We start from the raw sequence: 16,405 nt of genomic DNA, 5'->3' as shown, positions 1-16,405 counted from the left end.
AGGCCTCCGCGTCTAGAAGGGGGAAAGTCCGAGGGAACCGCCGGCGCTTTCGATCGTGATGGCAAAGCCGATCCCGAGGAAGGTGCCGCTGTTGTTGGGGTTGAGGATGGCGGTGACGATGCCGACCACCTCGCCATTCATGTTGACCAGCGGGCCGCCGGAATTGCCGGGATTGGCGGCGGCATCGAACTGGATGAGCTTTTCCAGGTGATGCTTGTTGTCGGGCGAGACGAATTCGCGATCGAGGCCGGACACCACGCCGGCGGATACGGACGGGCCGATGCCGAACGGAAAGCCCACCGCGACGACTTCGGACCCCGGCGCGAGTTCGCGGCTATTGCCGAGCGTGGCCGCCGGCAGGTCATCGGGGATCGTCCTCGCCTGGATGATGGCGAGATCCTTCTCGGGCATGGCCTGGCGTACCACGCCTTCGGCGATAAAGCCGTTATGGAAGCGGATCTCGATGCGTCTGGCGCCGGCCACCACGTGGTAGTTGGTGAGAACGATGCCGGTTTCCGTGACCACCACGCCGGAACCGATCTGGTGCGGCTCGAGCTGTTCGGCCAGCGTTTCGCCGGTACCGGCGTTCTTGTCGCCGGCCTTGTCGCCACCCTTGTTGGCCCGTTTGCTCGGGGGCGATTTATCCGGGAGCGGCTTGTCGGGTGCCTTCTCGCCGGAGCGGGCGGGCTGTTCCTTGTTGTCGGGCGCGTTGTTCCGGGCCAGTTCATCGCGCTTTGCGGGTGGCGACGGTGGCGACGATTGCGCGCCCTTCTTGCCGGGCGGATCGCGCCTGGCATGCGGCGAGGGAGGGGCGTCCTCCTTTTTTTCCGCTGGCTGGAAATTGCGGATCTCCACCACCGATTCGCGTACCGCTTCCGCCGCTCGCGCGGTGCGCGAGGGCAGCGTCCTGGTGGTCAGCGTATGCAGGACGGCGGCGTCGATATCCGCCTGCGTGAGCTTGTGCGGGGGCGGCCGCAGCAGCCACGCCGTGCCCACGCCCACGGCGACAGCCAGCGCGACCGCTGCCGATATCCATCCGTAGATCGTCACCCGTTTCATCGCTGCCCCCGAGGTCCCATCCCGCCTTGGAAAATACAGTACCATCCTCTCACACAACGCGCCAAGGAGCAGGGCATGCAGTTTCTCTGGCCGCAAATGCTCTGGCTGCTACTTGCGGTCCCAATGCTGGTAGCCGCTTATCTGTATCTGATGGCACGGCGCAAGAGAACCGCCCTGCTGTACGCCAGTCTTGCCCTGCCGCGCGCGGCGCTGGGGACGGGGCAGCGGCTGCGGCGGCACATCCCGCCGGTGCTGTTCCTGCTGGCCTTGATTGCCGCATTGCTCGCCTGCGCGCGCCCTACCGCCACCATTACGCTGCCCTCCGACTCGCTCACGCTGGTGCTCGCCATGGATGTGTCGCGCAGCATGGAAGCCAACGACGTGGCGCCCAACCGCCTGGCCGCGGCGCAGCAGGCCGCGCGCGATCTCATCGTGGAGTTGCCGGCGAGTGTGCGGCTTGGCATTGTCTCGTTCGCGGCCACCGCGACCGTGGTGCTGCCGCCGACCAATAACCGGCAGGAGATGCTCGACGCCATCGACCGCTTCCAGCTGCAGCGCGGCACGGCCACGGGCAGCGGTCTGATCCAGGCGCTGGCCGTGCTGTTTCCCGACGATGGCATCGATCTGGAAGCCATTCTGTTCGGTAGCGATTCCACCTATGCGATGGCGCAGGGCCGTCCGCTCGACGAAGCCGCCGCGGCCGACGCCGCGCGCAAACGGGCGCAGCAGCGGCCGCCAGCGCAGCCCGGTTCGTACCAGAATGGTGCAGTGATCCTGCTCAGCGATGGCCGGCGCACAACCGGGCCGGATCCGATCGACGCCGCGCGCATGGCGTCGCAGCGCGGCGTGCGGGTCTATACGGTGGGATTTGGCACGCCGGGCGGCGGCGGTGCGGGGGAGTTCTCGTATTTCATGCAGCTCGACGAACCGTCGCTGCGCGCGGTGGCTACCATTACCGCCGCGGAATATTTTCATGCGGGGACGGCCGCGGACCTGAGCCAGGTGTATCGCAAGCTCAGTACCCGCTTTGCGCTGGAGCGCAAGGAGACCGAGCTCGGCGCGCTGCTGGCGGCGGGCGCGGCCGTGCTGCTGGTGCTGGGCGGCGCGCTGTCGCTGCTGTGGTTCCGGCGTTGAGGCGGCGCGACGGTCCGATCTGGCGCTTGTAGAATTTGCAAGTTGTGGTGCCGTCGGCGCCGCGCCGTCATGCGTCCGGCGTCATCCTTGCAACGCCACCACTGAATCGGGCTCGCGGCGGAAGCTGATGGCGAGCCGGTTGTAGGCGTTCATCAGGCCGATGGCCATGGTCAGATCGGACAGTTCCTTTTCGCCGAACACCGCGGCGGCGGCCTGGAAAGCCTCGTCCGGCACGTGGGTCTGGGCCACCAGGGTAACGGTTTCCGCCCATGCGAGGGCTGCCCGTTCGCGCTCGCTGAACATGGCGCCGGCTTCGTGCCACGCCTGCACCAGCGCCAGTCTGGCCGGGGTGACGCCGCGCTTGATCAGGTCGCGCGTATGCATGTCCAGGCAGTACGCGCAGCCATTGATCTGGCTGACGCGCAGGTAGACCAGGTCGACCAGCGTCTCGTCGAGCCCCGATTGCATGATGTATCCGTACACGCCGCCGTATGCCTTGACGCCGCCCGGAGATGCCTTGGTGTAGTCGAGTCTCATGTCATTGCTCCTGCTTTTGAAAAGTGGTCAGTTCTTTCTCGTCCGTGTCGACGATGAATACCGCGAGCAGCTTGGCCGGCCTGGTCTTGCTGGCATTGCGGCTTACCGGGTGGCGGTCGCCGGGGGATTCGGAGAAACTCTCGCCGGCCTTGTAGACACGCTCGGGGCCGTCGTTCACTTTGCTGGCAATGCTGCCCGATACCACATAGGCGTAGATGAACGCCGACCTGGCATGCGTATGCGGCAGCGATGCGCCGCCGGGAGGATAGGACACTTCCACGGCGACGAGCGATTTGCCCGGAATATTGGGAATGGCATGCGCGAAATTCGGCGTGACATGATCGCCGCCCTTGGTATGGGCACCGGTATGGGCATCGGTACCATGTGCCGCGGCAAGGCTCGCGCCGGCCATGCCGATCGCGGCCAGGATGGATAGAAGGATATGGCGTGGTTTCATGATTGGCTCCTTGGTGGATAGAATCATGCGCGTACGATGGTTCATCAAAAAGAACCAGGAATGCGATTTTTTGCTGTACCAGGGCATTGCCTTTGCCTCCCGATCTCTCCATGAATCCACTACCCGACCTCCGACTCGACCGCGGCTCGCGCGAGTCGCTTGCCGAACAGATCCGGGCCGGCATCGCCGGTGCCATCGAAACCGGCGTGCTGGTGCCGGGCGCCAGGCTGCCGTCCTGGCTCGACCTTGCGGCCCAGCTCGGGGTCGCGCGCGGCACGGTCAAGAGCGCGTACGAGCGGCTCGCCGATGCCCAGCTCGTGGTGTCGTCGCGGGCCGGCGGCACGCGCGTGTCGGATCTGTTGCCGGCGGTGCATCCGGTCAGGGAGCAGGCGCGCGCGCTGGCGTCGGATCTGCGGTCCGACCTGTACCAGCACTTCCTGCCCGGCCCCGCGGTCTTCCAGATGGGGGTGCCGGCCTCGGACTGCTTTCCCGTGCCCCTGTTCGCGCGGCTACGCGCGCGGGCCGCGCGCGACGAGGTGGAGGCGCCCGCGTCCTACCCCGATCCGCGCGGCGAGCATGCGTTCCGGCGCGAGATTGCCGCGCATCTCGCGCTGGCGCGCGGCATCGACTGCCAGCCATCGCAGATCTTCATCACGGCCGCGTTTACCGGGGCGCTCGGGGTGGTGCTGCGCGCGCTGGGCGTGGAAGGACGCAAGGCATGGGTCGAGAATCCTGGCTTTTTGCCGGCCCGGCGCGGGCTGGCCGCGGCGCGCATGGAAACCGTGCCCGTGCCGGTGGATGAAGACGGTATCGACGTCGGCTATGGCGAGCGCCATGCGGGCGACGCCGCGCTCGCCATGGTGACGCCGGGCCAGCAGGCCCCGTTGGGGCCGACGCTGTCGCTCGCGCGACGCCTGCAACTGCTGGCGTGGGCGCGGCGCGCGGATGCCTGGATCATCGAGGACGACTACCTGGGGGAGCTGCAGTTGCGGCGGCGCGCGGCGCCGGCGCTGGCCTCGCAGGATCGCAGCGGACGCGTGATCCATATCGGTACCTTCAGCAAGACCATCAGCCCGACCCTGCGGCTCGGCTTTGTCGTGGCACCGCCGGCGCTGGTCGACCGCTTCGACGAGGTGGTGGCGTCGCAGGCGTGCGCGCCCGGTCCGGCCGTGCAGATGGCGACGGCCGCATTCATGCGGGAAGGGCATTATCTGCGCCACCTGCGCCGCATGAAGCGGATCTATGCCGCGCGCAGCGACGCGCTGCTCGCGGCGATGACGGCGCGCGGCTATCAGGCGTATCCGGCCGGGCTGGCGGTAGTGGTACGTCTGCCCGACGGGGCCGACGACCGGCGCATCGCGCGCGAGTCGTATGCCTACGGCATCGCGCCCGCGCCGCTGTCGCCGGGCTATTGCTCCACCGCCACGCAGCGGTCTGGCCTGCTGCTCGGCGTGGCGCCGACGATCGAGCGGCAACTGCCCAATGCGTGCGACCGGCTGCAGCAGGTGATTCGCAAGGTCACCGGCTAGCGGACTGGCGGGCTAGCGGGACACCGGGCGCGTGCGGGTGGGCCCGCCCACCACGCCATGCTTCGTCTCACTCCTCGCTGGTCCACTCCACCTGCACGCCGAGGCCGCGCAGGTTCTCGACAAAGCGCGGGTGTGCGCGGCGGATCGGCGTGGCATTGCGGATCTCCGAGCGACCATCGATGCTGGCCGCGATCATGAACAGCGCGATGGCGACGCGGATGATGTACGGGCTCTCGACAACCGCGGGCGTCAGCGGGTTGCCGCCGAAGGTAATCAGCCGGTGCGGGTCCGACGAGAACACGTGCGCGCCGAATTTCGAGAGCTCGCCGGTCCAGCCGAGCGCGCCGTCGTAGACCTTGTTCCAGAACATCGCATTGCCCTGCGCGCGCACGCCCAGCGCGATGAAGATCGGCAGCAGGTCGACCGGGAAATACGGCCACGGCGCGGCTTCCACCTTGGTCAGCGTGTTGGTCGTAAACGGCGTCTGCACCTTGAGCTGGCCGACCTCGCGTACGCGCGACCAGCCGTCCTCGTGCACCACCTGCACGCCGAACTTGGCGAAGGTGCGGTCGATCAGCGGGAAGTTGGCTGGCGTGCCGTTGCGCACCGCCACGTCGCCGCCGGTGATGGCGCCGAGCGCGAGGAACGTGGTGATCTCGTGGAAATCTTCCTCGAAGGTGAATTCGCCGCCGCGCAGCGTGGCGCCGCCACGCACGGTGAGACGCGAGGTGCCGATGCCGTCGACGTCCGCGCCCATCATGGTCATGAAGCGGCAGAACTCCTGCACATGGGGCTCGGAGGCGGCGTTGGTCAGCGTCGACTCGCCGTGCGCGGCCGCCGCGCACAGCACGAAGTTCTCCGTGGTGGTCACCGAGGCGTAGTCGAGCCAGTGGTGCGTGGGCCGCAACGCGCCGCTGCTGCGGATCAGCAGCGACCCGCTGATGCGTTCCACTTCGCCGCCGAAGGAGCGGAAGATGTCGACGTGCGGATCGATCTCGCGCACCCCGAGCGTGCATCCCTTGACGTTGTCCTCCAGGCGCGCCACCCCGAAGCGGGCCAGCAGCGGCGATACCAGCATGATCGACGAGCGCATTTCCTCGGGCAGGCGATGCGTGGCGGCGTCGAAGCGGGTATCGCGATGATGCAGGTCGAGGGTGCCGGTGGCATGGTCGATGCGGACGTCGCTGCCGAGCGTGCGGAAGATGTCGAGGATCTTGCGCACGTCGGTGATGTCGGGCACGCGGTGCAGGCGCAGGGGCTGGTCGGTCAGCAGGGTGGCGCACAGTACCGGCAGCACGGCGTTCTTGTTGGCCGAGGGAATGATGCGGCCGCGCAGGGGCGTGCCACCGTGGACGATCAGGTTGGACATGGGCGGGCGATGGTGGGGCTCGGGTGAATCGGGTGAATCGGGCGAGTCGGGTGAGTCGGGTGAGTCGGGTGAGTCGGGTGAGTCGGGTGAGTCGGCGGGGTCGCTTCGCGGGCATACACGAGGACTCCGCGCCGCGCCTGGCCGGGCCGGCGGGTGACGCGTAAGGCAAATGCAGCAAGAGGGCGTGCGGCATTCTACCGTTGTCCGGCGGCGTGGTCTCCGGACGGGGCTGGTGTAACGCGTCGGGAAGCGGAAAACTATAGCGGCACGATATGCGTGGCCACTTCGAGGCTCGCGCAATTGAGACGCACCCGTCCCGTGCGCAGCAACCGCTCGACGCGCCACCAGGGCACCGCCTCGACTTCGGTATGCGGTTCGGGCCGGCACAGCACCGCGTAGACGGGCAACCCGTTCAGCGGCGAGCGGACGATGCGGAGCGAGTAGCCCGCATTGAGCAATTCGATCATGCGTTTTTGCAGCGCGGAGATGGTCATGCGGGTCGAGATAACCGGGTTGCCCATGCGGGCCTCGTGCCCTGATGTACAAAACGTGTGCCATGTGCGTGCCGGCCGCCGCGCTGCCGGCGCACCCCACATCGGCGGGGTAGCGCGCCCCGCGCGTGGCGCGCGAGGACGGTAAATTTTGCGTCGCCCGTGCAAGGGAGACGCACCCGTTTTTGCGCAGACGGAGACGGGCGATGGGCATGCCGCCTTGCCGTTGTGTTGCACCTGCACGAAACTTCTGCGCCTCCTCGCTGTCGTTACGGACTTGAATGCCACGACAAAGGAAAGACAAGGATGGACATCGATATCCTGCTGGATCACCCCTGGTTCGGGACCTGGACGGCGGCGCTGGTCGCCGTGATACTCGCGCTGGTCGTGCACCGCGTGGGGGGGCTGATCCTGCTGCGCATCACGCGCTCGAGCGCGGTCCTGCACAACATCGTGATCAAGGCGCGCGCGCCCGCGCAGGTGGTGATGCCGCTGCTGGCGCTGCAGACCGTGTGGCAGGGTGCGCCCGACGAGCTGCGCTGGATCGACAATGTGCGGCATATCAACGGCATCCTGATGATCGCCGCCACCACCTGGCTGATCGTGCGCGTGATCGCCGGCTTTGCGCAAGGCGTGCTGGACCGGCATCCGGTCGACGTGGCCGACAATATTGCCGCGCGCAGCATCCATACGCAGACGCGCGTATTGTCGCGCATTGCGATGACGCTCGTCACCGTGATGGGCGCCGCCATGCTGCTGATGACCTTCCCGGGCGCGCGGCAGGTGGGTGCGAGCCTGCTGGCTTCCGCCGGGGTGGTCGGCCTGATTGCCGGCTTTGCGGCCAAGCCCGTGTTCAGCAACATGATCGCGGGGCTGCAGCTCGCGTTGACCCAGCCCATCCGCCTCGACGACGTGCTGATCGTCGAGGGCGAATGGGGCCGCGTGGAGGAGATTCGCAGTACCTATGTCGTACTGCGCATCTGGGACGATCGCCGCCTGATCATTCCGTTGCAGTACTTCATCGAGAAGCCGTTCCAGAACTGGACGCGCAACAATTCGCAGTTGCTCGGCTCGGTGTTCTTCTACGTGGACTATGGCATGCCGCTGGCGCCGTTGCGCAAGGAGGTGGAGCGTATCGTCCGTGCCGCGCCGCAGTGGGACCAACGTTTCTTCAACCTGGTGGTCACCGACGCGACCGAGCGCACCATGCAGTTGCGCGTGCTGTGCACGGCGGCCTCCTCCGGGCTGGCGTGGGACCTGCGCTGCGTGGTGCGCGAAGGGCTGATCGACTTTATGCAACGGGAATATCCGCAGTACCTGCCGCGCATGCGCATGGAGTACAGCGCGTCCCAGGCGGGAGACATTGCGCATGGCGGGGAGCGCACATCGGTGGTGTGAGCGCGGGGGGCGGGCGGCGGCCGGTGTTGCGGGGAGGTGGACAATCGCCTGAATTGGTGCCCGCATGTCAACACATTGCGTCCCTTGCCGACGCTAGCCTCGCGCGAAGGGCACGCCTACGATGAAGGCTGCCGGAGAAAGGGTCCGACAACTATGAGATCTCCGGCACCGGATCTGCTCCGGGTCCTTACCCAACCTCCATATGACAAGTCTGCTTCCCCCTTCGGTCACATTACTCGACAAGTACCACGGGAACGAATTCAAACCGCTCTATGTCACGTCGGTCACGGTGACCGGCGGCGAAACCGGGCATGGGCGCGCATCCGGCTTTGCGCGCGCAGAAGACGGCAACCTCGCGGTGGACCTGCGGCTGCCGCGCGAGCTCGGCGGATCCGGCGACGGCACCAATCCCGAGCAGCTGTTCGCGGCCGGGTATGCCGCCTGTTTCCATGGCGTGCTGCATCTGCTGGCGAGCAAGGCGCGCGTGGCCATCCCCAACGCCAAGGTCAAGGTCACGGTTGCCTTCGGACGCGATCCCGTCGATGGTCTCTATATGCTGACCGCCGATGTCCAGGTGTTCCTGCCCGATATCGAGCGGATACTGGCGGACGAACTGGTGCGCAACGCGGAACGGGTCTGCCCGTACGCGAAGATGGCGCGGCAGGGCATTGCCGGTATTACGGTGGCGGTGCAGTGAGGCGGATTCGCGTCACTGCCGTTAAACGTTGTGAAGAGTCGTTAAACATGCGTTTCGGATAACGCGCGGCCGGTCACAATCGGAGCAACGTCTCCGTCCTGACGGACGGAGGCCCTTGTTCTCCCAACGATGTGCCGGTATCAATGAGTCAATCCGAATCCGGAGCGCAATCGCTCTCCTCGTCCAACACCCATGCGGATGCACTGTCGGCGACCTTCTCGACAAGCTATGCGGGGGTCATGGCCTTTATTGCCGTGGTGCACGAAGGCAGCTTTGCCCGCGCGGGCGAACGCCTTGGCATCGGTCGCTCGGCCGTCAGCCGCAATGTGCAGCGGCTCGAGAACCAGCTGCATACCCGGCTGTTTCTGCGTACCACGCGCTCGACGCAGCTGACGCGCGAGGGCGAGCGGTTCTTCGAGAACTGCTCGCACGGGGTGGGGCGCATCGTCGAGGCCATGAATGAACTGCGCGAGATGCGCGACGGCCCGCCCAACGGCATGTTGCGCATCAGCTCGACGGTCGGCTTCGGCCGCAAGATCGTGGCCCCGCTGCTGGGCGAGTTCCGCCGGCGCTATCCCGATATCACGGTCGACCTGCTGCTCGACGACCGCCATACCGACTTTGCCTCCGACCGCATCGATGTGGCATTCCGCAACGGCCGCATCGAGGACTCCAGCATCATCGCCAAGCGCATCATTCCGATGCAGATGGCGCTGTGCGCGTCCACCGACTATGCGCGCCTGCACGGCCTGCCCGAGACGGTGGAAGATCTGGCGCGCCACCGCTGCGTCAACTTCCGCTTTGCCAACGGGCGCATCTTCGAGTGGGAATTCAAGGTCGACGGGCAGTTGCGCAAGGTGCTGCCAGACGCCCGGCTCTGCTTCAACGATGCGGATCTGGTGCTGCGCGCCGTGCAGGACGGGCACGGACTCGCGCAGATGTGCGGCTACCAGCTGTGGGACCTGCTGGCCAGAGGCGAGCTGACCATCGCGCTGCCGCAATATGCCCCCGACGATCGCGGCCACTACATCTGCTACCTGAGCCGGAAGCACCTGCCCACGCGCATTCGCGTGTTTATCGACTTCATGTCCGAAGGCATCCGCGCGCTCAACCTGAATTGTCTCAGTGCCTACGACGCGCAGTATCCCGCCACCTGGGGACGCCCATGAGCGCCGCCAGCTGGCTGTATGCGGGCGGGGCGGTGGCGCTGTGGGCATCGTTTGCCTCGCTGGTGGGACACGCGCACGATGTGCCGCCGTGGCTGCTGACGGGCATCTCGCTCTGCTGCGGCAGCCTGGCCTCGATCCACCGTGTGCGCGCCTGGCGCGTGCCGGCGCGGGTATTTGTGTTCGGCACGGGCTGTCTGTTCGTGTACCACGTGTGCCTGATCGGCGCGTTTCACCTGGCGCCGATTGCCGCGGCCAACATGATCAACTACCTGTGGCCGCTGCTGATGGTGGTGCTGGCGGCACGCATGCGCGGGCGTGGAAACGATGCCGTCGACCGCAAGGGCGGGGCCGGCTGTGCGATCGCCTGCCTGGGCTGCGTGGTGGCGGTCGCGCCGTCGGCGGCAAGCGGCGCACCGCAGTGGAGCCATGGCATCGGCTACGCGTGCGCGGCCGTGGCCGCGCTCACCTGGGCGGTGTATTCGCTCGGCACGCAACGGCTGTCCGTGCGTTACGGATATTCGTCGTGGGCCGCGGGGGGGTTCTGCCTGGGGGCAGGCGTGCTGGCGCTGGGCGGCCATCTGCTGTTCGAGCCGCGCCACGTGCCCACGCTGGCGGGTTGGGCCTCGATGGCCGCGATCGGCCTGGGTCCGCTCGGCCTTGCCTTTGTGCTGTGGGATCGCGCCATGCGCACCGGCCAGGTCGCGCGTATCGGCACGCTGGCGTACGCCACGCCCGCGCTCTCGATGCTGTGCCTGGCGCTGACCCAGGCGGACCGCCATGCCAACTGGCCGGCGATCTTCGTGGCATGCGCCCTGAATGCGCTGGGCCTGCTGGTCGGCACGCCACGGCGCGGCGCCGCGGTGGCGGAATCGGCCTGAGCGGCGCGCGCGGACATTGGTGCGGCGGTGGCAACAGCATGAAGCTCGCGCGGTATCTTCCGCCGGGCGAGCCCGGTCACTAGGATTCCATGCATGGCGCGCCGGCAGGTGCGCGCAGCTTCGAGGAGTCCATCATGCACGACCGCACGCCCTTGCTGTTACTGTCGGTCTGGATCGCCGTGATGGGCTTCAATGCCTTGCTGATTGTCACCATCTGCTGCAGTGGTGCGATCTGAAACCGCGTCTTTCCCGCTGGCGATCCCCATCGCCATTGAGCCCGCATCGCGCGGGCTCGTTTTTTATGTTGCAGCGCCGTGGCGCGGGCCAGGCCGGCGTTGCCGCGGCGGGCCCACCTGCCTGCGCATTCGGCTATGCGCGCACCTGCGCGTCAGCCATGGCCAGTTGTTCCTGCCGCTTGTGCCACGCATACACGCGCACCGGCTCGCTCATGGCGTAGCGGATGGTGCCACCCGCCTCGTGCACCACGGCCAGCAGGGATTTGGCCACGAGACTGTCGAGCGCCTGCGCGACCAGCGGCCCTTCGCACGGATGCCGGCACAGGACGACGAGGGCGCTTTCGAGGTCGAACTTGCCGGCAAAGGCCGATACGTCGCGGAGTACGCGGCATTCCGTCTCCGACAGCAGGCCATAGCTCCAGTCGATGCCGGCCCCGAGCGTGCGGTGGCGCGGGATGGCGGTGCGGCGTCCTTGCCAGTAGAGCAGGGAGGGGCTGTCGAGCCAGCGCGCGGTGCCTTCGATGCCAAAGGTGGCCACGCGACCCGCCGCCAGTTCGATGGCAAGCGGATGGCCGTCGAGGCGCCGGCAGATATCCGCGACGTACTCGACTTCCTGCGCGTTCCAGCAGGCATCGTTGCCGCCCGCGGCCGCGGCTTGCCGGAACAGTTGCATGGCGGGGAAGGCCAGCGCGGTGACGTGGCTCAGGCGCATGCCGCCCGGCGGCACCGCCAGGCCCGGCAGGCGGAAGACGTGTTCGCCCTTGGCGCGCAGGGCCTCGCGGCTGGTGGCGACGAGGTGGACATAGGGCGACCCGGCCACGAGCTGCTCGGCCAGTGGCGCGACCGCGCCGAGCACATGCTCGCAGGTGTCCATCACGATCAACGTCGGCCGTTGCGGCCGGCACGCGCCGATCTGGGCGAGCGCATCCATCGCGGCGTGGGCGTCGGCCACCAGGCCGAGATCGAACAGGCTGGTGGCGTCGCCGAACTCGCCGCGCATGGCCTGGGCGACGGCCATGGCGACGGTAGTCTTGCCGATGCCGCCCGGCCCCACGATCGAGACGAAGCGATGCACCGGCAGCGCCGCCGCGATGGTGCGCACGGCATCGTCGCGTCCGATGGTGGGCAGCGCCGATAGCCCGGGCCACCTGTCCAGCGTGGTGGCAGTGGTGGCAGCGGATGCGGTGGCCAGGGGCCGCGGGCTGGCCGGATACAGCGCCGCCGCCGCAGCGCGCTCGACCCTGCCGATAAAGCAGTAACCGCGCCCGGGCACGTTCGAAACCGGGCTGAAGCCCGTCTCGGGGTCGTCGAGCCGCTTGCGCAGGCTGGCGATATGGACCCGCAGGTTGCTTTCGTCGACCACCATGTTGGGCCATGCGCGCGCCATCAGATCGCGCTTCTCCACGACCTCGCCCGCGCGTTCGACCAGTGCGATGAGGATATCGAGGGCGCGGCTACTCAACGGCACCGGCTGCCCATGGCGTTCGAGCCGTCGCTCGAAACAGTACAGACGGTAGGGGCCGAAGAGAAGGACTTCGCGGGAGCGGCCGGTCACTGGCTCGTTCCCGTTGCGTCCATGGGGCGGCACTGGCTGCCGTATTGCTGCGCTCATCGCTGGACTTTGTCCGTACTCCTGGGTGCGCGCCGAGGCGGACCCGGATCTTCGAAACTGCAAACATCAAAACTGCGGCATCAAAGCCGCGACACCAGGGCCGCCGTCATTGAACCGGCCGCCGTTAAATTGCATCGTGGAGGCCATTTTTCCATTGTTTCCATGAGAACACGCCAGCCGACCCGCACGTTGGCAGAAATTCAGGAGTATTTGTCAGTGCGCGCGCGCGCCATGTCGGTCATCCGCCACGGCGCGCCGCGCGCGCTGATCTCCCGCGTCCGGTCGCAGTCGTCGCTCAGGACCCGACGCCCGTGCGCCGATAGTCGGAGGGTGTCATGCCGAGTTGGCGATGGAAGGTCACGCGCATGCGCTCTTCATCGCCGAAGCCGCATGCGCGCGCGATGTCGTCGATGGGCCGGCCGGTGGCCCGCAGCAGGCGGCACGCGGCCTCCATGCGCAGGTGTTCGAGCGCCTTGGCGGGCGTGCGGCCGGTCTTCTGCTTGTAGGCGCGCGCAAAGTTGCGCGGGCTCATGTTGACGCGCGCCGCCATGCGGTCGACCGTCAGGTCCCGGCTGGAGATGTTTTCGGTTATCCAGAGATGCAGCGCATCGAAGACGGGCACGTCACGGCTTTGCGATTTCAGCATCTCGCTGTGCTGCGGCTGTCCCCCCGGCCGCTTGAGATACACCACGAGCTCGCGCGCCACGTCGAGCGCGACCTCGTGCCCGTAGTCTTCCTGTACCAGGGCCAGCGCCAGGTCGATACCGGCCGTGACGCCGGCCGAGGTCCACGTGTTGCCCTGCTTGACGAAGATCGATTCGCGGTCGATCTCCACCGCCGGAAACAGCGCGGCGAACTGGTCGTGCATGGCCCAGTGCGTGGCCGCGCGCTTGCCATCGAGCAGGCCCGCGCGCGCCAGCAGGAAGGCACCGGTGCACACCGAGGCTATGCGCCGCGCGCCGCGCGCGGTGTCGCGCAACCACTCGACCAGGGGCAGCGTGCTGTCCAGCAGTTCGGGAAACTCGGGCGTGCCGGGCACCACGACCGTATCGATATCGCGCGGATGCTGCGCGCGGGCGGGCGCGGTCAGCATGACCACACCCTCGATGCACTGCACCGGTGCGCCATCGAGGCTGACCGTATGGCAGTCATAACCGCCCATGCCGCGCGCCTGCGCGATGCGCGACGCGAGCCAGAACACGGTCTGCGGACCGGTAATGTCGAGCAGGCACATCCGCGGGAAGGTGACGAACACGACGCGGCGCGGCGGCGCGGAGGGAATGGCGGGTGGGTGTGCGAGGGGCGACTGCATGGTGGACGACGGCAACGACGGGACAAACAGGATAAACGGTAACGGCAAGACTTCGAGGCCGCATGCTTCGACGCGGCATCCACGCTACAGGCACATGGACCGGCGCCAGTTGTGATGGCCCGCATGCCAGATCGCCGCGGTGGGATCGGCATCGCACAGCGCGGCGGCAAGACGATCGCGCGCGACCACACCCGCATAGCGCCCGCGCGCGGTCACGACGAACGGATCGGGCGGCGCATTGACCGGCTGGCTCGCCAGCACCTGCACCAGCGCGGATGTCGTGGCGTCGTGCGCGATCACGACCGGCGCGACCGAGACAAAGCACAGGCAGTTCTCGCGCCCGAGCGTCTGACGATAGCAGGGCAGGGCAATGACATCGGCAATCAGGCGACGCAGGATGAGTCCGATGGGGAGTTCGCCGGCAAGGACGACCACCGCACATGCACCTTCGTAGTTATCGAAGATGCGCAGCGCCTCGGCAAGGCACTGATTTTGTGCAATTGCCGGGAGCGGGTTCAACAGCGACGACAGCGCAAAGGACATGAGCGGTACGCGATGCCGTGGAGCGACATGGTGAGTAACGGTGGATGGGGCGCGGCGACGTGCGCCCGCCGAAGCGATAGTGTGAACATAGTGGCAAGCGCCCTGGCTGTCACTCATCCTCAGGCCGCAGCCCCTACTGCCTGGGCATGAGCAGGCGGCGCCGATGCGCCCGCGACCGCGCTTGTTACGGCGCGCGAGACCATGTCCCACGCGGCAACACAGTTTTTTTTCGCCGCGATCCCTGGGTGTCATAGCGGTGGCACGAATCGTGTACCAGAATGCATGGATCGCGTCGGTGCCCATCCGCCCGGCGCGAGACGTGACGCTCGACCTCAACCGGAGAATCGTAACCCATGGATATCGAGACGATCCGCGCACGCGCCTTTGCGAGTCCGCTCTGCAGCCCAGCCTACCCAATGGGCCCTTATCGATTTATCGACCGCGAGTATTTCGTCATCACCTATCGCACCGATGCGGACCTGCTGCGCGCCGCGATTCCGGAACCCCTGGAATTCGACGAGCCGGTGGTGCACTACGAATTCATCCGCATGCCGGACTCGACCGGATTCGGTGACTATACCGAGTCCGGCCAGGTCATTCCGGTGCGCTTTCAGGGGCGGCGCGGCAACTATACGCATGCGATGTTCCTCGACGACCACCCGCCGCTGGCCGCGGGCCGTGAGTTGTGGGGCTTCCCGAAAAAGCTGGCGAGCCCGCGCGTCTGTGTCAGCAAGGACACACTGGTCGGCTCGCTCGATTACGGTCCTGTGCGCGTGGCCACCGGCACCATGGGCTACAAACATCTTGAACTCGACGGCGATGCCGTGGGTCAGACCTTGGCCACTACGCCCAATTACCTGCTCAAGATCATCCCGCACGTCGATGGCACGGCCCGCATCTGCGAGCTGGTCTGCTATTTCCTCAAGGACGTGCAGGTGAAGGGCGCGTGGTCGGGCCCGGCGGCGCTGTCGCTGTTCCCGCATGCGCTGGCGCCCGTGGCCTCGCTGCCCGTGCTCGAGGTACTGGGTGCCAGGCATTACGTAGCCGACCTCACGCTGGGTCTCGGCGAGGTGGTCCACGACTACCTGGCCTGAGCGCCGCAGGCACTTTCTGCCTCTGTCGCACCTCTCCCACACTCTCGCACACTCTCTCACACTCTCTACCTCGAAACAGGACGCACATCATGAAGCTCCAGAACAAGTCTGCCATCGTGACCGGTGCCGCCAGCGGCATCGGCAAGGCCATTGCCGAACTGCTCGCGCGCGAAGGTGCCGCCGTCGCCGTCGCCGACCTCAATCTGCAGGCGGCCCAGGGCACCGTGCAGGAGATCGAGCGTGCCGGCGGCCGCGCCATGGCCGTCGCGATGGACGTGACCGACGAGCAGGCGGTGGACCGCGCCACCGATGCGGTGGCGGAAGCCTTTGGTGGCATCGATATCCTGATCTCGAACGCCGGCATCCAGATCGTGAATCCGATCCACGAGTACAGCTTTGCCGACTGGAAGAAGATGCAGGCGATCCACCTCGACGGCGCCTTCCTGACCACGCGCGCGGCGCTGCGCCATATGTATCCCGGCAAGCGCGGCGGCACCGTGATCTACATGGGCTCGGTGCATTCGCATGAGGCTTCGCCGCTCAAGTGCGCCTACGTGTCGGCCAAGCACGGGCTGCTGGGCCTGGCGCGCGTGCTGGCCAAGGAGGGCGGCGAGCACAACGTGCGCTCGCACGTGATCTGTCCGGGCTTCGTGCGTACGCCGCTGGTCGACAAGCAGATTCCGGAGCAGGCGAAGGAGCTCGGCATCAGCGAGGAGGAAGTGGTCCGCCGCGTGATGCTGGGCGGCACCGTCGACGGCGTGTTCACCACTGTCGACGACGTGGCGCAGACCGCGCTGTTTCTGTGCGCGTATCCGTCGGCGGCGCTGACGGGGCAGTCGTTCGTGGTCAGCCACGGCTGGTATATGCAATAACGCGCGGCCGGACGGCAA

General features: G+C 67.1%; 16 protein-coding genes. 8 read left to right on the top strand and 8 right to left on the bottom strand.

The genetic code is table 11. From position 1 onward, the window contains the following. Window positions 1–12: 12 nt before the first annotated feature. Complete coding sequence (locus DFLDMN_RS28270) at window positions 13–1,059, bottom strand: trypsin-like peptidase domain-containing protein (RefSeq protein ID WP_423199050.1); 1,047 nt, start codon at window positions 1,057–1,059, stop codon at window positions 13–15. Window positions 1,060–1,134: 75 nt separating this feature from the next. Here DFLDMN_RS28270 and DFLDMN_RS28265 point away from each other — a divergent pair, with 75 nt between their 5' ends. Continuing rightward, window positions 1,135–2,193, top strand: coding sequence for a VWA domain-containing protein (locus DFLDMN_RS28265; RefSeq protein ID WP_423199049.1), 1,059 nt, complete (start codon window positions 1,135–1,137; stop codon window positions 2,191–2,193). Window positions 2,194–2,274: 81 nt separating this feature from the next. Here DFLDMN_RS28265 and DFLDMN_RS28260 read toward each other — a convergent pair whose 3' ends face one another. Both DFLDMN_RS28260 and DFLDMN_RS28255 read right to left on the bottom strand, forming a co-directional pair. Then, window positions 2,275–2,730 (bottom strand): carboxymuconolactone decarboxylase family protein, encoded by a 456-nt coding sequence (locus tag DFLDMN_RS28260; protein WP_423199048.1) that lies wholly within the window; start codon window positions 2,728–2,730, stop codon window positions 2,275–2,277. A gap of 1 nt (window position 2,731) precedes the next feature. After that, window positions 2,732–3,187, bottom strand: coding sequence for a cupin domain-containing protein (locus DFLDMN_RS28255; protein ID WP_423199047.1), 456 nt, complete (start codon window positions 3,185–3,187; stop codon window positions 2,732–2,734). A gap of 110 nt (window positions 3,188–3,297) precedes the next feature. Between DFLDMN_RS28255 and DFLDMN_RS28250 the strand changes: the two genes are divergently transcribed. After that, on the top strand, window positions 3,298–4,716 hold the full coding sequence (locus DFLDMN_RS28250; protein WP_423199046.1) for a PLP-dependent aminotransferase family protein: 1,419 nt from the start codon (window positions 3,298–3,300) through the stop codon (window positions 4,714–4,716). 67 nt (window positions 4,717–4,783) lie between these two features. On the opposite strand, the gene DFLDMN_RS28245 is transcribed toward DFLDMN_RS28250, so the two are convergent. Both DFLDMN_RS28245 and DFLDMN_RS28240 read right to left on the bottom strand, forming a co-directional pair. Beyond that, window positions 4,784–6,085: a UDP-N-acetylglucosamine 1-carboxyvinyltransferase gene (locus DFLDMN_RS28245; RefSeq protein WP_423199045.1), complete on the bottom strand. Its 1,302-nt coding sequence runs from the start codon at window positions 6,083–6,085 to the stop codon at window positions 4,784–4,786. Between the two features lie 257 nt (window positions 6,086–6,342). Continuing rightward, window positions 6,343–6,606, bottom strand: a complete 264-nt coding sequence (locus DFLDMN_RS28240; RefSeq protein ID WP_423199044.1) for a hypothetical protein — start codon at window positions 6,604–6,606, stop codon at window positions 6,343–6,345. A gap of 276 nt (window positions 6,607–6,882) precedes the next feature. Between DFLDMN_RS28240 and DFLDMN_RS28235 the strand changes: the two genes are divergently transcribed. From DFLDMN_RS28235 to DFLDMN_RS28220, 4 genes are all read left to right on the top strand, one after another. Further along, the gene (locus DFLDMN_RS28235; protein ID WP_423199043.1) at window positions 6,883–7,974 is read left to right on the top strand and encodes a mechanosensitive ion channel family protein; all 1,092 of its coding nucleotides are present in this window, start codon (window positions 6,883–6,885) and stop codon (window positions 7,972–7,974) included. 202 nt (window positions 7,975–8,176) lie between these two features. Continuing rightward, complete coding sequence (locus tag DFLDMN_RS28230; RefSeq protein WP_423199042.1) at window positions 8,177–8,671, top strand: Ohr family peroxiredoxin; 495 nt, start codon at window positions 8,177–8,179, stop codon at window positions 8,669–8,671. Between the two features lie 143 nt (window positions 8,672–8,814). Next, window positions 8,815–9,840, top strand: coding sequence for a LysR family transcriptional regulator (locus DFLDMN_RS28225; protein ID WP_423199041.1), 1,026 nt, complete (start codon window positions 8,815–8,817; stop codon window positions 9,838–9,840). Further along, window positions 9,837–10,718 carry a DMT family transporter gene (locus DFLDMN_RS28220; protein ID WP_423199040.1) on the top strand — a complete coding sequence of 294 codons (882 nt, stop codon included), beginning with the start codon at window positions 9,837–9,839 and terminating at the stop codon, window positions 10,716–10,718. Before DFLDMN_RS28225 ends, DFLDMN_RS28220 begins: the two co-directional genes overlap by 4 nt. A 369-nt stretch (window positions 10,719–11,087) precedes the next feature. Here the strand turns inward: DFLDMN_RS28220 and DFLDMN_RS28215 are convergent, their stop codons facing one another. From DFLDMN_RS28215 to DFLDMN_RS28205, 3 genes are all read right to left on the bottom strand, one after another. Next, a complete protein-coding gene (locus tag DFLDMN_RS28215; RefSeq protein WP_423199039.1) occupies window positions 11,088–12,509 on the bottom strand; it encodes an ATP-binding protein in 1,422 nt (473 codons plus the stop codon). A 352-nt stretch (window positions 12,510–12,861) separates the two neighbouring features. Further along, on the bottom strand, window positions 12,862–13,878 hold the full coding sequence (locus DFLDMN_RS28210; RefSeq protein ID WP_423199038.1) for a GlxA family transcriptional regulator: 1,017 nt from the start codon (window positions 13,876–13,878) through the stop codon (window positions 12,862–12,864). Window positions 13,879–13,962: 84 nt separating this feature from the next. Beyond that, window positions 13,963–14,421 (bottom strand): hypothetical protein, encoded by a 459-nt coding sequence (locus DFLDMN_RS28205; RefSeq protein ID WP_423199037.1) that lies wholly within the window; start codon window positions 14,419–14,421, stop codon window positions 13,963–13,965. Window positions 14,422–14,774: 353 nt separating this feature from the next. Here DFLDMN_RS28205 and DFLDMN_RS28200 point away from each other — a divergent pair, with 353 nt between their 5' ends. Next, the gene (locus tag DFLDMN_RS28200; protein WP_423199036.1) at window positions 14,775–15,515 is read left to right on the top strand and encodes an acetoacetate decarboxylase; all 741 of its coding nucleotides are present in this window, start codon (window positions 14,775–14,777) and stop codon (window positions 15,513–15,515) included. A gap of 89 nt (window positions 15,516–15,604) precedes the next feature. Beyond that, a complete protein-coding gene (locus tag DFLDMN_RS28195) occupies window positions 15,605–16,387 on the top strand; it encodes a 3-hydroxybutyrate dehydrogenase (RefSeq protein WP_423199035.1) in 783 nt (260 codons plus the stop codon). Window positions 16,388–16,405: the final 18 nt, after the last annotated feature.

It is taken from the genome of Cupriavidus sp. H19C3 (assembly GCF_049393815.1).
Taxonomy (GTDB): Bacteria; Pseudomonadota; Gammaproteobacteria; order Burkholderiales; family Burkholderiaceae; genus Cupriavidus.
Note: the sequence above shows the minus strand (reverse complement) of the source record. Positions and strands in the feature narration are given on the sequence as shown.